The sequence below is a fragment of the Sphingomonas sp. PP-CC-1A-547 genome, assembly GCF_003610375.1.
Lineage (GTDB): Bacteria > Pseudomonadota > Alphaproteobacteria > Sphingomonadales > Sphingomonadaceae > Sphingomonas.
In genome coordinates this window covers 1-15,191 of sequence record NZ_RAPZ01000001.1, presented here as the reverse complement: position 1 = coordinate 15,191, position 15,191 = coordinate 1, and the positions used below count along the sequence as shown (strand labels likewise).

13 protein-coding genes are annotated in these 15,191 nt (G+C 65.0%); 8 read left to right on the top strand and 5 right to left on the bottom strand.

The features are described 5' to 3' along the window. The first annotated feature begins 292 nt into the window (after positions 1 to 292). The 5 genes from C8J39_RS00065 to C8J39_RS00045 are packed head-to-tail and all read left to right on the top strand — an operon-like array spanning position 293 to position 5,558. Positions 293 to 766 carry a DUF2975 domain-containing protein gene (locus C8J39_RS00065; protein WP_243650263.1) on the top strand — a complete coding sequence of 158 codons (474 nt, stop codon included), beginning with the start codon at positions 293 to 295 and terminating at the stop codon, positions 764 to 766. Next, complete coding sequence (locus C8J39_RS00060) at positions 766 to 1,011, top strand: helix-turn-helix transcriptional regulator (RefSeq protein WP_056059434.1); 246 nt, start codon at positions 766 to 768, stop codon at positions 1,009 to 1,011. Before C8J39_RS00065 ends, C8J39_RS00060 begins: the two co-directional genes overlap by 1 nt. 3 nt (positions 1,012 to 1,014) lie before the next feature. Then, a complete protein-coding gene (locus tag C8J39_RS00055; protein ID WP_120298741.1) occupies positions 1,015 to 1,947 on the top strand; it encodes an ABC transporter ATP-binding protein in 933 nt (310 codons plus the stop codon). Then, positions 1,944 to 3,443, top strand: a complete 1,500-nt coding sequence (locus C8J39_RS00050; protein ID WP_120298740.1) for an ABC transporter permease — start codon at positions 1,944 to 1,946, stop codon at positions 3,441 to 3,443. The genes C8J39_RS00055 and C8J39_RS00050 overlap by 4 nt, the downstream gene beginning before the upstream one ends. Positions 3,444 to 3,488: 45 nt before the next feature. Continuing rightward, a complete protein-coding gene (locus C8J39_RS00045; RefSeq protein WP_120298738.1) occupies positions 3,489 to 5,558 on the top strand; it encodes a M13 family metallopeptidase in 2,070 nt (689 codons plus the stop codon). 277 nt (positions 5,559 to 5,835) lie between these two features. On the opposite strand, the gene C8J39_RS00040 is transcribed toward C8J39_RS00045, so the two are convergent. Both C8J39_RS00040 and C8J39_RS00035 read right to left on the bottom strand, forming a co-directional pair. Continuing rightward, positions 5,836 to 7,368: an MFS transporter gene (locus tag C8J39_RS00040; RefSeq protein WP_120298782.1), complete on the bottom strand. Its 1,533-nt coding sequence runs from the start codon at positions 7,366 to 7,368 to the stop codon at positions 5,836 to 5,838. Between the two features lie 119 nt (positions 7,369 to 7,487). After that, positions 7,488 to 7,898 (bottom strand): MarR family winged helix-turn-helix transcriptional regulator, encoded by a 411-nt coding sequence (locus tag C8J39_RS00035; RefSeq protein ID WP_056059962.1) that lies wholly within the window; start codon positions 7,896 to 7,898, stop codon positions 7,488 to 7,490. A 76-nt stretch (positions 7,899 to 7,974) separates the two neighbouring features. Here C8J39_RS00035 and C8J39_RS00030 point away from each other — a divergent pair, with 76 nt between their 5' ends. Next, entirely contained in the window at positions 7,975 to 9,765 is a 1,791-nt protein-coding gene (locus C8J39_RS00030) for a chloride channel protein (RefSeq protein WP_243650262.1), read from the top strand. On the opposite strand, the gene C8J39_RS00025 is transcribed toward C8J39_RS00030, so the two are convergent. The 3 genes from C8J39_RS00025 to C8J39_RS00015 are packed head-to-tail and all read right to left on the bottom strand — an operon-like array spanning position 9,742 to position 12,790. After that, a complete protein-coding gene (locus tag C8J39_RS00025; protein WP_243650261.1) occupies positions 9,742 to 10,494 on the bottom strand; it encodes a hypothetical protein in 753 nt (250 codons plus the stop codon). The genes C8J39_RS00030 and C8J39_RS00025 overlap by 24 nt on opposite strands. Before the next feature lie 53 nt (positions 10,495 to 10,547). Further along, entirely contained in the window at positions 10,548 to 11,540 is a 993-nt protein-coding gene (locus C8J39_RS00020; RefSeq protein ID WP_132833832.1) for a lysylphosphatidylglycerol synthase domain-containing protein, read from the bottom strand. Between the two features lie 5 nt (positions 11,541 to 11,545). Continuing rightward, positions 11,546 to 12,790, bottom strand: coding sequence for a glycosyltransferase family 1 protein (locus C8J39_RS00015; protein WP_120298734.1), 1,245 nt, complete (start codon positions 12,788 to 12,790; stop codon positions 11,546 to 11,548). A gap of 164 nt (positions 12,791 to 12,954) precedes the next feature. On the opposite strand from C8J39_RS00015, the gene C8J39_RS00010 reads away from it, so the two are divergent. Together C8J39_RS00010 and C8J39_RS00005 are read left to right on the top strand one after the other, a co-directional pair. After that, positions 12,955 to 13,632, top strand: coding sequence for a response regulator transcription factor (locus C8J39_RS00010; protein ID WP_056059971.1), 678 nt, complete (start codon positions 12,955 to 12,957; stop codon positions 13,630 to 13,632). Then, positions 13,629 to 14,984, top strand: a complete 1,356-nt coding sequence (locus tag C8J39_RS00005) for a cell wall metabolism sensor histidine kinase WalK (RefSeq protein ID WP_056059973.1) — start codon at positions 13,629 to 13,631, stop codon at positions 14,982 to 14,984. Before C8J39_RS00010 ends, C8J39_RS00005 begins: the two co-directional genes overlap by 4 nt. The last annotated feature ends 207 nt before the right edge of the window (positions 14,985 to 15,191 follow it).

Here is a 15,191-nt window from a genome sequence, read left to right as displayed (position 1 = left end):
TTGGGGTGATGGCGCCGCAGGACCTGCTCGACCTGCTGCCGGCACGCTCACCACCCGGATGCTCGCCGATTGTTTTGGGAACATTTAACCCAGCTTAATTGCAAACACCGCGGCCCGCTATGCCAGCTCCTACCCAACAAGAACGGAAATGGATCAAAAGCCTCTTGCCGATTATCGATATGCAAAATATCGTTTACCGATAGAGTGCGGGGGCGAGGCGGTGGGCGAGGGGCGTCGATCAATAATGCAGAAGGATCGCGTCCTGACAGGCGCAACGATCCTGCTAAGGCTGATGTTGGTCATGAACATCGTGCTGCTGGTGATGTTCACGGTGGCACTCGCGCTGTCCTGGCCACTTGGACACGCGCTTGCGCTGCGGCTCGGTGCGAAATACGGGCCATCGCTCGATGTCGCGGACGCGGTGATGGCGATGCGACTGATGGTGGTGCTCGGGATCGCTTCCGCGCTCGCGATCCATCCGATCTTCGCCAGCTTGCTCCGGATCGTCGCGACTGTGCAGGCAGGCGATCCCTTCGTCGACGCGAACGCCACGTTGCTCGGCCGGATTGGCTGGGCACTGCTGGTCCTCCAATGCCTTGATCTCGTGCTGGGCGCGCTGATGCGCTGGATCTACGCGCTCAAGCTCGACGCGACTGGCTGGAGCCCATCGCTCGGCGGGTGGATCGCGGTCGTCATGATCTTCGTGCTCGCGCGTGTTTTCCGGATTGGCGCACGGATGCGCGACGACTTGGCGACGACGGTCTGATGCCGGTCGCGGTCAGCCTGGACGACATGCTTTACAAGCGCCGCATGACGCTGACCGAATTGTCCGAGGCGGTCGATATCACGCTCGCCAACTTGTCGATCCTGAAGACGGGCAAGGCCAAGGCAATCCGCTTCACGACGCTGGAAGCGATCTGCCGCGTGCTCGAATGTCAGCCCGGCGACCTGCTGAGGGTGACCGACGAACCGTCGGACGAAACGTTCGCGACGACAGAAACGGGGAAATAGCGAATGGACGCACTGGTTCTCGACGACGTAACGAAGCGGTTCGGGGAGCGGACGGCGGTCGACGCACTGAGCTTCACAGTGAAGCCGGGCGAGATCTTCGGATTCCTGGGCGGCAACGGTGCGGGCAAGACCACGTCGCTGCGGATGGTGCTCGACATCCTGCGGCCGACATCGGGGCGGATCGCGGTGCTGGGCTGTCCGCCGGGGCGAGAGAATGCGGCTGATCTCGGCTTCATGCCCGAGGAGCGCGGGCTCTACCGCGGGATGTCCGCGATCGACACCGTCACCTATTTCGGCCGGTTGAAGGGCATGACGACCGCCGCGGCGCGCGCCAAGGGTCATGACCTGCTCGAGCGGTTCGGACTGGCGGGCTCGGCCAAGATGCAGATCGACAAATTGTCGAAGGGCATGGCGCAGAAGGTCCAGCTTGCCGCCACCCTGGTAAACAGCCCGAAACTGCTGCTGCTCGACGAGCCGTTTTCGGGGCTGGACCCGGTCAACCAGGGGCTGCTCGAGGACGAGATACTGGGAGCCGCGCGCGGTGGCGCGACGGTGATCTTCTCGACGCACGTCATGCAGCATGCCGAGCGGCTTTGCGATCGTCTGCTGCTGCTGTCGCAGGGGCGCAAGGTGTTCGAGGGGACGCAGCCCGAAGCGCGCGGGCGGTTGCCAGCACGTCTCGGGATCGTCTCGCGCGATACGCCGATGCGGTGCCCCGGCGTGGATCGCGCGGAGGAGGTTGCAACGGATCCGGACGGTTGGCGGACGTACGACGTGACGCTCGGCGACGGCATCGATCCGGCCGACGTCCTGCAATGCCTGACCGAACAGGGCATCACGCTGCGCCGGTTCGACCAGCACCGCGTTAGCCTGCACGAGGTTTTCCTCCACCTCGTCGGGACCAATTCAGCCGATACGCAGGGGCAGCCGTCATGATTCACAACATCCTGCTCGTCGCGATGCGAGAGTTCCGACAGATCACCGGCATGCGCAGCTTCTGGCTGACGCTGCTTATTTTGCCCATCGCGCTCGCGATCGGACCGATAGCCACCAAGCTGATGGGTTCCGACAAGGTTCAACGCGTGATGCTGATCGATCCCGAAGGCCGCGAGGCGATCGCGATCCACGCGCGGCTCGACAGCGATCGGCAGCGGCGCATCCTCACCGCGCTCTCACGCTATGCGCAACGCTACGATCTCGACCGGGCGGATCCCGCGGCGCTCTGGGCGCAGCACGACCGGCTTTACGACGATGCGGAGGTCACGGCGTTCGTGAAGGCGGGGGGCATGCCGGTCGCGCTGGCGACGATGAAGCGTGCGAGGACATCTGAAACGCCTGCCTTCGATCCGCCGGAGCCCGACTTCACGATCGTCTCGACCCCGCCGGCGATCGCCAAGGCCGATCCCGCATCGCTCGACCGGCTGCTCAAGCCGCTGATACAGCCCGGCGAGTTCGGCGACAAGAAGGCCAAGCCACTCGACTACGCCGTGTACATCCCGCACGGTTTCGGGACCAGCACGACCGCCGCGCGCCTCTGGTCGAGCGAACAGCCGGCCGCGAACTTCGTCCAGCCGTTGCAGTCGGTGCTGACGGTGCGGTTGCGCGCCGCCTATCTCCAATCGACCGGGCTCTCCCCCGACCAAGCCGGCACTGCGACCACGCTGGTACCGGCGATCGCCATCTCGACGCCGGCACCGGGCGGCGGTCGCGAACGGATGCTGGTGCGCTCGATCGTGCCGTTGCTCAGCGCCTACATTCTGCTGATGTCGCTGCTGCTGTCTGGCAACTGGATCCTCCAGGGGCTGGTCGAGGAGCGGTCGAACAAGTTGATCGAGACGGTGCTGGCTTGCATCAGCCCAGACGAACTCCTGTACGGCAAGCTTGCGGGGACGGTCGCGGTAGGGTTGACGATGGTCCTGGTCTGGGCGCTGTGCGCGGCAGGGGCTGCATTCGTCACGCAGGGCGCGGTCGGCACCTTCCTGCGCATGGCGCTCGCCCCTCTCGCCTCGCCGTGGATCATCCTGGTGATGCTCTACTTCTTCCTGGCAGGCTATCTCATGGTCTCGATGATCCTGCTCGCGATCGGCGCGATGAGCGATTCGATGCGGGATGCACAGAGCTATCTGACGCCGGTGCTTATGATCATCGCAATGCCGTTCACGATCGTCGCGCAGGGGATCCTGTCGAACACTGGCGCCACCGCACTCAAGGTGCTGACCTGGATTCCGCTCTACACGCCGTTCACCATGCTGGCGCGGCTCGGCGGCGGCGTGTCGGTGTGGGAGATCGTTGGCAGTGCGCTGACGCTCGCGTGTTTCATCGCGATAGAGTTTGTCCTGCTCGCGCGCGTGTTTCGCGCCAGCCTGTTGAATGCGGGGCAGAAGCCAAATCTCGCCGCGCTTGCTCGGCTGATGCGGCGGGACCCCGCCTAAATGACTTCCACATCCTATAAAATCTTCCATACCGAAGGAGTTGCGATGCCGTTCAACCATTTCTCCCGCCTTTCGCTAGGCGTTGCCGCGCTAGCGCTGTCCGCGTCGGCACTGGCCCAGACCGCGCCACCGACGGCGACCAGGTCCACGGCGCCGACCGGCACCCGCTACGGCACGTTCGGGATCGACCTGACTGCCGCCGACAAGGCCGTGAAGCCGGGCGACGATTTCTGGACCTATGCGAACGGCAACTGGAACAAGCGTACCGAGATCGCCGCGGATCGCACGTCCGCCGGCGGTAGCGTGATCCTCGCCGACCAGGCCGAGCAGCAGGTTCGTACAATTCTCGACGATGCCGCGCGCGATCCGGCCGCGGTTGGTCCCGGCGCGCGGCAGTTCGGCGATCTCTACGCCAGCTTCATGGACGAGGCCGCGATCGAGCGCGCGGGCGCCACGCCGCTTAAACCGTATTTTGCCAAGATCGACGCCGCGAACGATAAGCAGAAGCTCCAGAGCCTGTTCTCGACGGTCGGCTACGCCGCACCGGTCGAGGTCGGCCAGCTTCCAGATCCAGCTGATCCCAAGCGTTACGCGGTTGCCGCGGGGCAGGGCTCGCTAGGCATGGGCGGGCGTGACTATTACCTCGAACAGGGTCCCAAGTACGACGCCTTCCGCACCGCGTACCGCGCCTATGTCGAGAAGATGCTGACGCTGTCGGGTATCGCCGACGCGTCGGCTAAGGCCGACCGGATCGTCGCGCTGGAAACCGCGATGGCCAAGGTCCAGTGGTCGCCGGTCCAGTCGCGTGACCTCAAGGCGATGCTGAAGCCGATGGATGCTGCTGGCCGCAAGGCGCTGGCGCCCGAGTTCGATTGGCCGTTGCTGCTGTCGACCGCGGGATACGGCAATTTCCCGATCGTCTACATGACCAATTCGACCGCGCTCACCGAGCTCGGCAAGATCTTCGCGGCGACGCCGGTATCGACGTGGCAGGACTGGATGAAATTCCGACTCGCATCTGCCAGCGCGAGCATGCTGCCCAAGGCGTTCGACCAGGCGACGTTTGATTTCTACGGCAAGACGCTCGCGGATCAACCGCAGCAGCGTGCACGCTGGAAACGCGGCATCGCGCTGGTCAACGGCACGATGGGCGAGGCCGTCGGCGAGGTCTATGTGAAGCGCCATTACCCACCCGAGAGCGAAGCGAAGATGGGCGAGCTGATCGCCAACCTGCGCGCCGCCTACAAGGAGCGGATCGGCGCGAACGGCTGGATGGACCAGGCGACCAAGACGCAGGCGCTCGCCAAGCTCGCCGCGTTCGATCCGCGGATCGGTCATCCGGTCAAGTATATCGACTATGCCTCGCTTCAGGTCGTGCGCGGCGATCCGCTCGGCAACGGGATGCGGTCGGGCGAGTTCCAGCATCAGCTAGACCTCTCGCGGCTTGGCAAACCGGTCGATCGTACCTTGTGGGGGATGACGCCGCAGACCGTGAACGCCTATTACGATCCGCTCAACAACCAGATCACCTTCCCCGCCGCGATCCTGCAGCCGCCCTATTTCGATCCGAAGGCGGACGCGGCGGTCAACTACGGCGCGATCGGCGCGATCATCGGCCACGAAATGGGTCACGGCTTTGACGACCAGGGCAGCCAGTTCAGCGCGTCGGGCAAGTTCGAGAATTGGTGGACCCCCGAAGCGCGTGCCGCCTTCACGCAGCGTACGGCTGCGCTGTCGAAGCAGTATGACGCGTATGAGCCGATCCCTGGTGTGCACGTGAAGGGGGCGCTCACGCTCGGCGAGAATATCGGCGACCTTGGCGGCGTCGAGACGGCCTATTCCGCCTATCAGAAATACCAGGCGGTGCACGGCAAGGCACCGGTGATCGGCGGGTTGACCGGCGACCAGCGGTTCTTCCTCGCCTATGCACAGGCCTGGCAGGCGAAGTTGCGCGAGGGTGCGGCCCGTGCGCGCCTGCTTACCGATCCGCACTCGCCGCCATTCTACCGGGTCAACGGCATCGTCCGGAACGTCGACGCCTGGTACACGGCGTTCGGCGTGAAGCCCGGCGATGCGCTGTATCTTGCCCCCGGCGACCGGGTCCATATCTGGTGAACCTGAAGGGCGCGCAGCAAACCTACGCGCCCTTTTGAAGCGGCCAAGAAGCTAATCCTGACGTTCGAAGGCCGTCGTCCAACGAAATGAACGAATGGTGGAAGTTGGGAGGCTGAAATAGGGCTGCGAACGGCCGGTTGTGGGTCTCTGTAGTTGGTATAACCTGGTTTTAGGTTTGGCAGTTCGAAGACGCTAACCACGAATGCGCTGGTTAAGTCTGAGGTCGTCAGACGCCGTCATTTGCTTCACGCAGCGAATTGTACATTTAGATCGCTGACTAGATAACGTCGACATCTCGTCCTTTCGTTTCGCGACCCAGCCACGCCACGAGCACGAGAGAGGCGGCCGTCGGTACCAGAACTAAGCCCGCTACCGTCGCCAGCGGCGGGACCGCGCCCGCGATCGCGAGCCCTTGTGCGCCCAGGCCACCGGCTTTGGAACAGGCCGCCACCCATCCCGTGGCGCGCCCCCGAATGCGCGCCGGGAAGCTCTCAGCGACGTAGGGCAACAAGATGGCGATGATGGCGTTCACGCCGACGATCAGTGCGGCGACCGGCAGTACGGGGCTGACGATGCCGGACTGCCGCTCGACCCACAATACTCCGATGAGTCCCAAGGCGAGCATCGCGATGGCCGCGACGAGCGCACCCTTGCTGCTCCAGCGGCTGTAGAGCAGCGCCGCGACGAAGATCGTGAGGACCGCGATCAGCGAGGCCTTGGCGAGCAGTCCGCTAGCCACGCCGACGCTATAACCGCGAGCGACGAGGTCGGCGGGCAGCCACAGCAATAGGCCGAAATTCGCGCAGCCCCAGGCCAGCGCGGCGATGCTGAAGGCGACGAGTGCTCCAGCGTTGCGCAGGGTCGGCCGTGCCGCAACGTCCGCCCCATCATTCGACAGCGCGTCCTGCCTCGTCACGCGCCCGCCACCGAAGCGCGCGAGCACCATCTCCGCCTCGTGCGTGCGCCCCTGAACGACCAGGAACCGTGGCGATTCCGGTATCAGCCGACCAAGAAGGATCAGCAGCAGTCCGGTCGGCAGATTGGCCAGCCACAGGATCCTCCAGCCGAAGATCGGTTGGAGGAGCGCCGACAGGCCACTGGCAGCGAAATAGCCTCCCGCCGCGCCCAGGCCGCCGATGAGCACGAGGCTCCAGCCGCGGTGTCGGTTCGGCATCATCTCCGCAAGCAGCGCATAGGTGACCGGCAGCATCCCGCCGGCGGCCGCGCCCATCATGAAACACATGGCAATGTTCCAGGCGAGGCTCGGCATCGCGCCGCAGATCGACGTGCCGACGAACATCACCGCCGAGAGCAGGATCGACGCCTTGCGCCCGTATATGTCCGCAACGAAGCCCCACAGGATCGATCCCGCGACCGTCCCCGACAGCGCTGCAAACGGCACCAGCGAGGCGGTGGCACGCGACACGCCATATTCGCTCGTCATGCCCGACAGGGTGAAGCCAAGCGCGGCGGGCTTCATGACGTCGATCACCAACGCCACGATCAGTGCGCCCATCATGACCCAGTGCGATGCGCGCAACGGTGCATCCTGCAGCCCGGTGACGGTCATATGCGTCAATTGCCGCCGCAACCGCATCGCATCGCCCGGCAGCAACCCATAGGCGGCGAGGCCGGTCCCGCCGATGATCAGCGCCATGCCGATCAGCATGCCGACGTCCATCGGCATGCCGGCCATCCGGTAGCCCATGCTGCGGGCCATCAGGAACATCGGCAGATGAAGCGCGACCCCGATCGTCACCGCGATACAGCCGACCACGAAGGCCCAAAGACCCCGCCTACCGGTCACCATCGTTCGAATTCCCCCCTCGTTACCCAGCGCTTCTTTGCGCAACAGCCAGCCATCCGCGTTTGCGTTACCTGGCATTTTAGATCGCGTTACGACAGAACCTTCCGGCCGATATCGATGTTTCACCCAAATCGATCGAGCATCTCCGTAAGCATGGGGCGGAGGCGGGCGATCTCGTCGCGGTGGACCGACGACAGGCCCGCGAGCATGGTTTCTCCCTCGGGTGTCAGGCGCAGGAGCGAGCGGCGCTTGTCGCCATCGGAATTATAGCGGACGACGAGGTTCGACGCCTCCAACCGGTCGATCAGTCCCGAGGCACTGTGCGGCTTGAGGACGAGCCGCGTCGCGACATAGCCGATCGTGATGTCGTCGACCGGCGCGGCCCGGATCGCGAGCAGCGCCTGATGCTGTTGCGGCGCAAGCCCCGCCGCCGCCGCCGCAGTCTCACTGAAGGTCGTGAACAGCCGCAGCGCATGGCGAAAATCCGCCAGTGCCTGGTAATCGGCGTCATTCAATGCGTCCGTATCACTCATCGCAATCAGCCCGTGTTGATATATATCGCACTACGATATAATAGCCTGCCTTCCTCGGAGGCGAAAGACTCTCATCATGATCGCAGCGGTACGAGCAATCGAAAACCACCAGCTCGCGGACCATAGCGCCGACCGGCGGATGCTGATGCTGGCGGCGATGGCGATCGTCGTCGGGACCGGCGGGGCGCTTGCGGCATGGATGCTCATCAAACTCATCGCGCTCGCGACCAACCTCTTCTGGTTCGGTCGACTTTCCACGCGGTCAGCCGCAATCGTCGACACGCTCGTCGGGCCGTGGATGGTCGCCATTCCCGTTATTGGCGGTCTCATCATCGGCCTGATGGCGCGCTACGGCTCCGACAAGATCCGGGGGCATGGCATACCCGAGGCGATCGAGACGATCCTGTTCGGCGAAAGCCGGATGTCGGCCAAGGTCGCTCTGCTCAAGCCGCTATCCGCCGCGGTATCTATCGGCAGTGGCGGGCCGTTCGGGGCGGAAGGGCCGATCATCATGACCGGCGGGGCGATCGGATCGCTGTTCGCGCAACGCTTCCACATGAGTGCCGCCGAGCGCAAGACACTGCTCGTCGCGGGCGCGGCGGCGGGCATGACCGCGATCTTCGGAACTCCGCTCGCGGCAATCCTGCTGGCGATCGAGGTGCTGCTGTTCGAATGGAAGCCGCGCAGTTTCGTACCGGTCGTGGTCGCCGTCCTGGTCGCGTTCGCGTGGCGGCCGGTGCTGCTCGACGGCGGTGCGATGTTCCCGTTCCCGAGCACGACCCCGTCCGGCGCCTGGCCGCTCGCGATGGCCGCAGGAGTAGGCCTCGTCACCGGCGTGCTGGCAGCGGCGCTGTCGGTCGCGCTGTATGCGGTTGAGGACGCGTTTCATCGCCTGCCGGTGCATTGGATGTGGTGGCCTGCAATCGGCGGGGTCGTCGTCGGACTTGGCGGACTGGTCGACGCGCATGTCCTGGGGGCCGGCTATCCCAATATCCAGGCGCTACTCGACGGGTCCCTCGCGGTGCGTGTCATCCTCGCGCTGCTGGTCGTAAAGGCGGTCGTCTGGCTGGTTGCCCTGGGATCGGGAACGTCGGGCGGCATCCTCGCGCCGTTGCTGATCCTTGGTGGCGCCGCGGGCGCGCTGACCGGGCAGGTCCTGCCCGGCGGTCCTGGGTTCTGGGCGATGATTGGCATGGCCGGGATCATGAGCGGGGCGATGCGGGCGCCGATCACCGGGGCGCTGTTCGCGGCCGAACTGACGCGGCATTTCGATGCCTTGCCGCTGACCATTGCAGCGGCAGCGGCGGCCTATGCGGTCAGCGTATTGCTGATGCGGCGGTCGATCCTGACCGAGAAGATCGCACGCCGCGGCCGGCATATCCTGCAGGAATATAGCGTCGATCCGCTCGACCTGATGCAGGCGGACCAGTTGATGTCACGCGCGCCCGCGACGCTGCTGGGTTCGATGACGACCGCAGACGCGGCGATTTTTTTCGCGGATCGCGCCGAACATCGGAGCTATCCGGTCGTCGACGATGCGGGTCGCATACTTGGCCTCGTGTCGCGGACCGACGCGTTGCGCTGGCGGACTATGCAACCGGGCACCGACGTATCGCTGACCGAGACCTTGTCGGACGCTTCGCTGCTCGTCGCGTATCCCGATACGCCGATCGGAGTCGTGGCCGACATGATGGTCGAATCCGGTGTCGGACGCGTGCCGATCGTCGCGCGCGATACGCGACAGGTTGTCGGCATCCTCTCGCGACAGGATCTGCTCAAGGCTCGCCGGACCCAACGGCAGTCTGAAACCGGCCGGGCCAGCGCTCGTAAAACCAGCCAGATGTCAGAACTCGCGAATGACGCGTAAGCCGACCCTTGGGCGGAACGGACCAGTCGCGCTCCGTTCGGTACCCGCGCCGATCTGCGCCGACACCTTCTGCCCGATCGCGCGGTGCAACTGCGGCATCAGCAGCCAATACCGGCTCGCCCCCGTCTGGCGGTTCACTTCGAAGCCAAGCACGGTGTCTGGACCGACGTCCCAGAACGTCGTGTGATTGACGATCAGCCCGGTACCCTTCGTGCTCTTGAGCGTCACGTCGCCCGCGCCGACCATCGTCATCGTACTCAGTCGCTCGCCGAAGCGGTTGCCGAGCAGGTACAACAGGCTGCTCGACCAGCCGCCGTCGCGGCGGTTGTGGAGTCCCAGATACTGGGCACCGTGGATGCTGCGGCCGCCGCGGAACGTGCCGAATGTGCCTTGCAGGCCGATCTTGTAATCGGTCGGGCGACTCTTGGTGAACGGCAGTTCGATCTCGACCGCGAAGCCGTCGGCAACGGCGTATTCGACTTCCGGTGCCCATTCGACATGCCGGCCGGGGCCGCTGAGATTGACCTGCGCGAGCGCGTTGACTTCTAGTTCGCCGCGACGGGCGCCAAGCGGGCGCACCATGTCGAAGATCATCGGTTCGGGAATGGCGGGGATCGCAGCGGACGTCGCGCCCGGAATTGACGTTGGTATCGCCGATTGCGCGTCCGCGCCGGTGGCGACGACTACACCGAGGACGACCGATGCGCAGAACAGGGCGCGAATGGACATGTGAGGGTTCCGATAGACCGAGCAGATGGACACGCCCTCATCGCGTCTCCGACTTACGCGGACCTTACACGTGCGCCGCGTAGCTCATGGATGCCGAACAGCAGCATGCCGATCGCCAGCGGGATCAGGTAATAGACCACGCGATAGGCGAGCAATGCGGCGAACAGGCTTGCGCGGTCGATCTCGGGCAGGCTGACGAGCATCACCGCCTCGAACACGCCGACCCCGCCGGGCGCGTGCGTAATGAGACCGGTGACGATCGCGACGAGATACCCGAGCAGCAGGGCGGGAAAAAGCGTTGCCTCCGCACCCGGCAGCAGCACGAACAACGCGGTGGCTGCCAAAACGATGTCGACACTCGCCAGCATGATCTGAGCGAGCGCCTGCGACACGCTGGGCAGCGGTATGGAGCGGCCGAATAGGACGAGCGTCCGTCCTGCGCGACGTTTCAGTCCAACCAGAACCGCAGCGAGAATGGCAAAGCTCGACCCGCCGATCGCAGCGTGCACTGGATAGGACAGCGCTACGCCGGCGACAGCCACCGTCCCTGGCTGGACGATCAGTCCGAACCCCAGCAATAGCAGGACGCCGGACCAGAAGGTTACGCCAGTCAGAACCATGATATGCGCTACTTCGCCGATCGTCAGGCCCGCCGGCTGGTAGATCCGCAATCGCGCGGTGCCGCCGGTCAGCAGCGCGAACCCAAAATTGTGGCTGAAGACATAGCTGGTGAACGACGCGAGTGCGGCGCGCGTATAGCGGACGCGCTTCCCGACGATCCGCAGCGCGACCACGTCATATCCGGTCAGTACCCCGTAGCTGATCGCGGTCACGACAGCGGCGGCGAACAGGCGTGGCCAATTGATCCGCGACAAGGCCGTGCGGATGTCGCTCCCATTGACGCCGTCCAGCAGGTGCGACAACGCCGACACGGCGATGCCGACGATCGCGAGCATCGCCACCACGGCAACGCCGGTACGAACCGACCGCGAGGAGGTAGCGCGACGCAACCCCGACCATGCCGGACCACGCCACCGTGCGATCACCGTGGTCAGCCCGAGATCGACCGGGTCAGCGGCCTGGCAGTCGGTACGGTCTCCCCATCCTCCTGGTTCAGGAGCGCGCGATACGCGTCCATGACCATCTTCGACGCCTTGTCCCAGCTATACTCTTCGCTCGCGGCACGCGCGGCGCGCGCCATGGTCGACCGCAGATCGGAGAAGACCGCGAGGCGGCGGACGGCCGCGACCGCGCCGTCGATATCGTCGGGGGCGTAGAACATGCCCGTTCCCTTGCGCAGGAGGTTGCGGCCGCTCGGGATGTCGACGCACACGCTGGGCAGGCCCGACGCCATCGCCTCCAGCGTGACGTTTCCGAACGCTTCGGTGATGCTCGGGTTGACGAAGATGTCCGCGCTGGCGACCGCGCGGCCGAGCTCGTCGCCCGACAGGCTGCCGGTCAGCCGCGCATTCGCCAGTCGCTTCGCGAGCCAGCGGCGTTCGGGACCGTCGCCGACGATCAGCGGCCGGATCGCGACGCCCGAGGTGGTGATCCGGTCGACGATATCGGCGAACAATGCGGTGCCCTTCTCGCGAACGAGGCGGCCGAAGAAGAGGACGACCACGTCGTCGTCCTGGAAGCCGTGCGATCGCCGCCAGGCGAGATTGCGATGGCGGCCCGAGAACTGGTCGCGGTCGACGCCGCGCCCCCATAGGCGCGTGCGGTCGGCAAAGCCCTGCTCGGCGAATTCGTCCGCAATTGGCGCGGTCGGAACGAGGATCATGTCGCTGCTCCGGTAGAAGCGATCGAGGTGTCGCTCCATCGCCGGCCGGATCAGCCCTGCGCCATAAAACTGCGCATAGGTCTCGAACCGCGTATGGAGGCTGGCAACGACCGGAACATCGATCGTCCTCGCGAGCCGCTGTGCTGCGACGCCGGTCCAGTCGGGGGCGGACACATGGACGAGATCGGGCCGGAATGCCTGCACGTCGCGACGCAGTTCAGCGGACAATCCCAGGCCCAGTCGATACTCGCCGCGACCCGGGATGCGCACCGACGGAACAGAAACGAGCGTTCCCGCAGGCTCGAACGCCGGCGTATCCGAGGTCGGCGAATAGACCCGGACGTCGGTGCCGCGGCGTTCGAGATACGCCACCAAGCGGTTCAGCGCCTGGTTGGCGCCGTCGCGAAGATAGTTGTAGTTGCCGGAAAACAGCGCGACCCGTCGTGGCACATCGAATATCGCCGGGGCGGAAAGCGTAGCGGGTCGCCGGAACGGGCGAAGGGTATCGAACATGGAGACACTCTGATTTTTGCTGAGGGCGCATCGTGCGACATCGATTGGGATCAAGATCTGGATCGTGGATCGACCGGGCTACGCGGCCTGGCTTACGTGAGCCTTACAGACCGATCGCCGCGTGAAGCGCCGCGCAATCGGCGCGCCCAGAGCCGGGCCGAGCGATGAGAATCCTGATCGTTGAGGACCATGCCGAGCTGGTCACGATGCTGGTCCGTCTGCTCGATACAGCGGGCTATGCGTCAGATTGCACGACCACGGCCGAGGATGCGCTGATCGTGCTGTCCTACACGCGCTACGCCGTCGTTATCCTCGATCTGGGACTCCCGGATGCCGATGGGCTATCGGTCGTGCGTGCGATGCGCGAGCGGGACGATCGCACGCCGGTGATCGCCCTGACCGCACGGGCGAGCGTCGCACACCGGGTGACGGGTCTCGAAGCGGGCGCCGACGATTATCTCGCCAAGCCGTTCGCGCCCGAGGAACTGCTCGCCCGGATCCAGGCGCTGCTCCGGCGTAGCGGGACGATTGTCGATCGGACGATCGATTGCGGCAATGTAAGCTTCGATCCCGCCACGCGCGAGGTTGCGATCGGCGGCGTGCCGACGGTGCTGTCCGCGCGTGAACTGGAGGTGCTCGCCGCGCTGATCCGCCGGTCGAGCCGGGTCGTGACGAAGGCGCATATCGAGCAACTGCTGTTCGGGCTCGCTGACGATCTCGGCTCGAATGCGGTCGAGGTGTATATCCACCGGTTGCGAAGGCGGCTGACGTTGGCCGAGGCGGATGTCGAGATCGTCACCGTCCGCGGGGTGGGGTATATGATTATGGAGCGTGCCGCATGACAAGCCAGCCGCGGTCGCTGATGGCGCAGATCCTGCGGTGGCATGCGATCGCGGTGTTGATCACAGCCATCGCGGTCGCCGGCAGCGTGTACCTGTTCCTCGACACGACCGCGGCGCGGATTCAGCACCAGACGCTCCACGTCCACGCGCAAGCCTTGCGGCAGGCGCTATCGCACGACGGGACCGGCCGGCTCCGGTTGACGCAGGACAATACCAGCGCGGCGGTGTTCGCGCCCAGTGCAGGCTTCTCGTTCCGCATTCTCGATCAACGCGGCACGGTCCTGTTCCAATCGGCGTCAAAGATGGTCCTGCCGACCGCGGATATTCCGCTGGAGGACGAGGAAAGCTTCTTTCGTCGCCAGTCGCGCCGCACCTTCTATGCAGGGACGAGTAGCCCGGCTCAGGTTGGTAACGAACGGGTGTGGATCGCCGTGCTCCAGAACCTCACGCATCCGGATTATATCCTCGACGATCTGCTCGCGCAGTTCCTGCTCTACGGAATGGCGATCGTGGCGCCGCTGCTGTTGCTATTGCTCGCGATCGACGTGCTGATCATCCGCCGCGCGGTTTTGCCAGTGCGTAGGGCGTCGGCTTCGCTGGAGACCGCGGAAGGCGTGCCGCTTGATCTTCGATTGCATGACGAGCGGCTTCCTGCCGAAGTTCGCCCGCTCGCGCTAGCCGTCAACGCGCTGCTCGAACGGCTGACGTCGAGTTACCGCATGCAACGCGATTTCATCGCCGATGCCGCCCACGAGCTACGTACGCCGATCGCCGTCGCCCGGCTGCGTGTCGAGGCGGTCGACGACGCGGCGTTGCGGGCAAGGCTTTGCAGCGACCTGGACGCGCTCGGCCGGATCGTCGAGCAGGTCTTGGAACTCGCCGAGTTGGAGACCGTGGCACTGGATACCGCGGCATCGGTCGATCTCGTCCAGATCGCGACGGACGGCGTGGCATCGATCGCACCGCTGGCCTTCCGCTCGGACAAGTCGATCGCATTGTCACCCGGTGCGGACAGCGTGATGGTCGCGGGGCACGCGGCCTGGATCGCCAAGGCGCTGGGGTGCCTGTTGGAGAATGCGGTCAAGCATAGCGGTACCAGCAGCAGGATCGACGTTTCGGTCGGCACGGACGGGACGCTGGCCGTCTGCGACGACGGCCCCGGGATCCGCGAACAGGACCATGCGGCGATCTTCCATCGGTTCTGGAAACGGGACCGTTCGGCAGGTAGCAGCGGTCTCGGCCTCGCGATCGTAGCGCAGGTTGCCGAAGCGCACGCTACGCAGGTGACACTGACATCGCACCCGGGACATACCAGGTTCGCGATCGCTTTTCGACTGCGGCCGGTTTCCTAGGAAAGACTATGCGGCAAGCGGTCGTTACTGATGGCCTATAAAAATGTGGGCCAACAATTGACACTGAATGAACGACCGAAGCTGGGAAGCGAGCAGGGCGGCCTGAGCGTCCGCTTCTCTATCGCGGCCTGAGTCAACAGGCGCAGACCACTCTCCGCCGCCGCGAGTGCGCCGGTTTGAGGAATTGGTAGGCGACGAAAATACAAA

What these genes read in the sequence shown, in the direction of transcription:
- C8J39_RS00065 (WP_243650263.1), top strand. Translation starts at nt 293, where the DNA reads ATGTTGGTCATGAACATCGTGCTGCTGGTGATGTTCACGGTGGCACTC.
- C8J39_RS00060 (WP_056059434.1), top strand. Translation starts at nt 766, where the DNA reads ATGCCGGTCGCGGTCAGCCTGGACGACATGCTTTACAAGCGCCGCATG.
- C8J39_RS00055 (WP_120298741.1), top strand. Translation starts at nt 1,015, where the DNA reads ATGGACGCACTGGTTCTCGACGACGTAACGAAGCGGTTCGGGGAGCGG.
- C8J39_RS00050 (WP_120298740.1), top strand. Translation starts at nt 1,944, where the DNA reads ATGATTCACAACATCCTGCTCGTCGCGATGCGAGAGTTCCGACAGATC.
- C8J39_RS00045 (WP_120298738.1), top strand. Translation starts at nt 3,489, where the DNA reads ATGCCGTTCAACCATTTCTCCCGCCTTTCGCTAGGCGTTGCCGCGCTA.
- C8J39_RS00040 (WP_120298782.1), bottom strand. Translation starts at nt 7,368, where the DNA reads ATGGTGACCGGTAGGCGGGGTCTTTGGGCCTTCGTGGTCGGCTGTATC.
- C8J39_RS00035 (WP_056059962.1), bottom strand. Translation starts at nt 7,898, where the DNA reads ATGAGTGATACGGACGCATTGAATGACGCCGATTACCAGGCACTGGCG.
- C8J39_RS00030 (WP_243650262.1), top strand. Translation starts at nt 7,975, where the DNA reads ATGATCGCAGCGGTACGAGCAATCGAAAACCACCAGCTCGCGGACCAT.
- C8J39_RS00025 (WP_243650261.1), bottom strand. Translation starts at nt 10,494, where the DNA reads ATGTCCATTCGCGCCCTGTTCTGCGCATCGGTCGTCCTCGGTGTAGTC.
- C8J39_RS00015 (WP_120298734.1), bottom strand. Translation starts at nt 12,790, where the DNA reads ATGTTCGATACCCTTCGCCCGTTCCGGCGACCCGCTACGCTTTCCGCC.
- C8J39_RS00010 (WP_056059971.1), top strand. Translation starts at nt 12,955, where the DNA reads ATGAGAATCCTGATCGTTGAGGACCATGCCGAGCTGGTCACGATGCTG.
- C8J39_RS00005 (WP_056059973.1), top strand. Translation starts at nt 13,629, where the DNA reads ATGACAAGCCAGCCGCGGTCGCTGATGGCGCAGATCCTGCGGTGGCAT.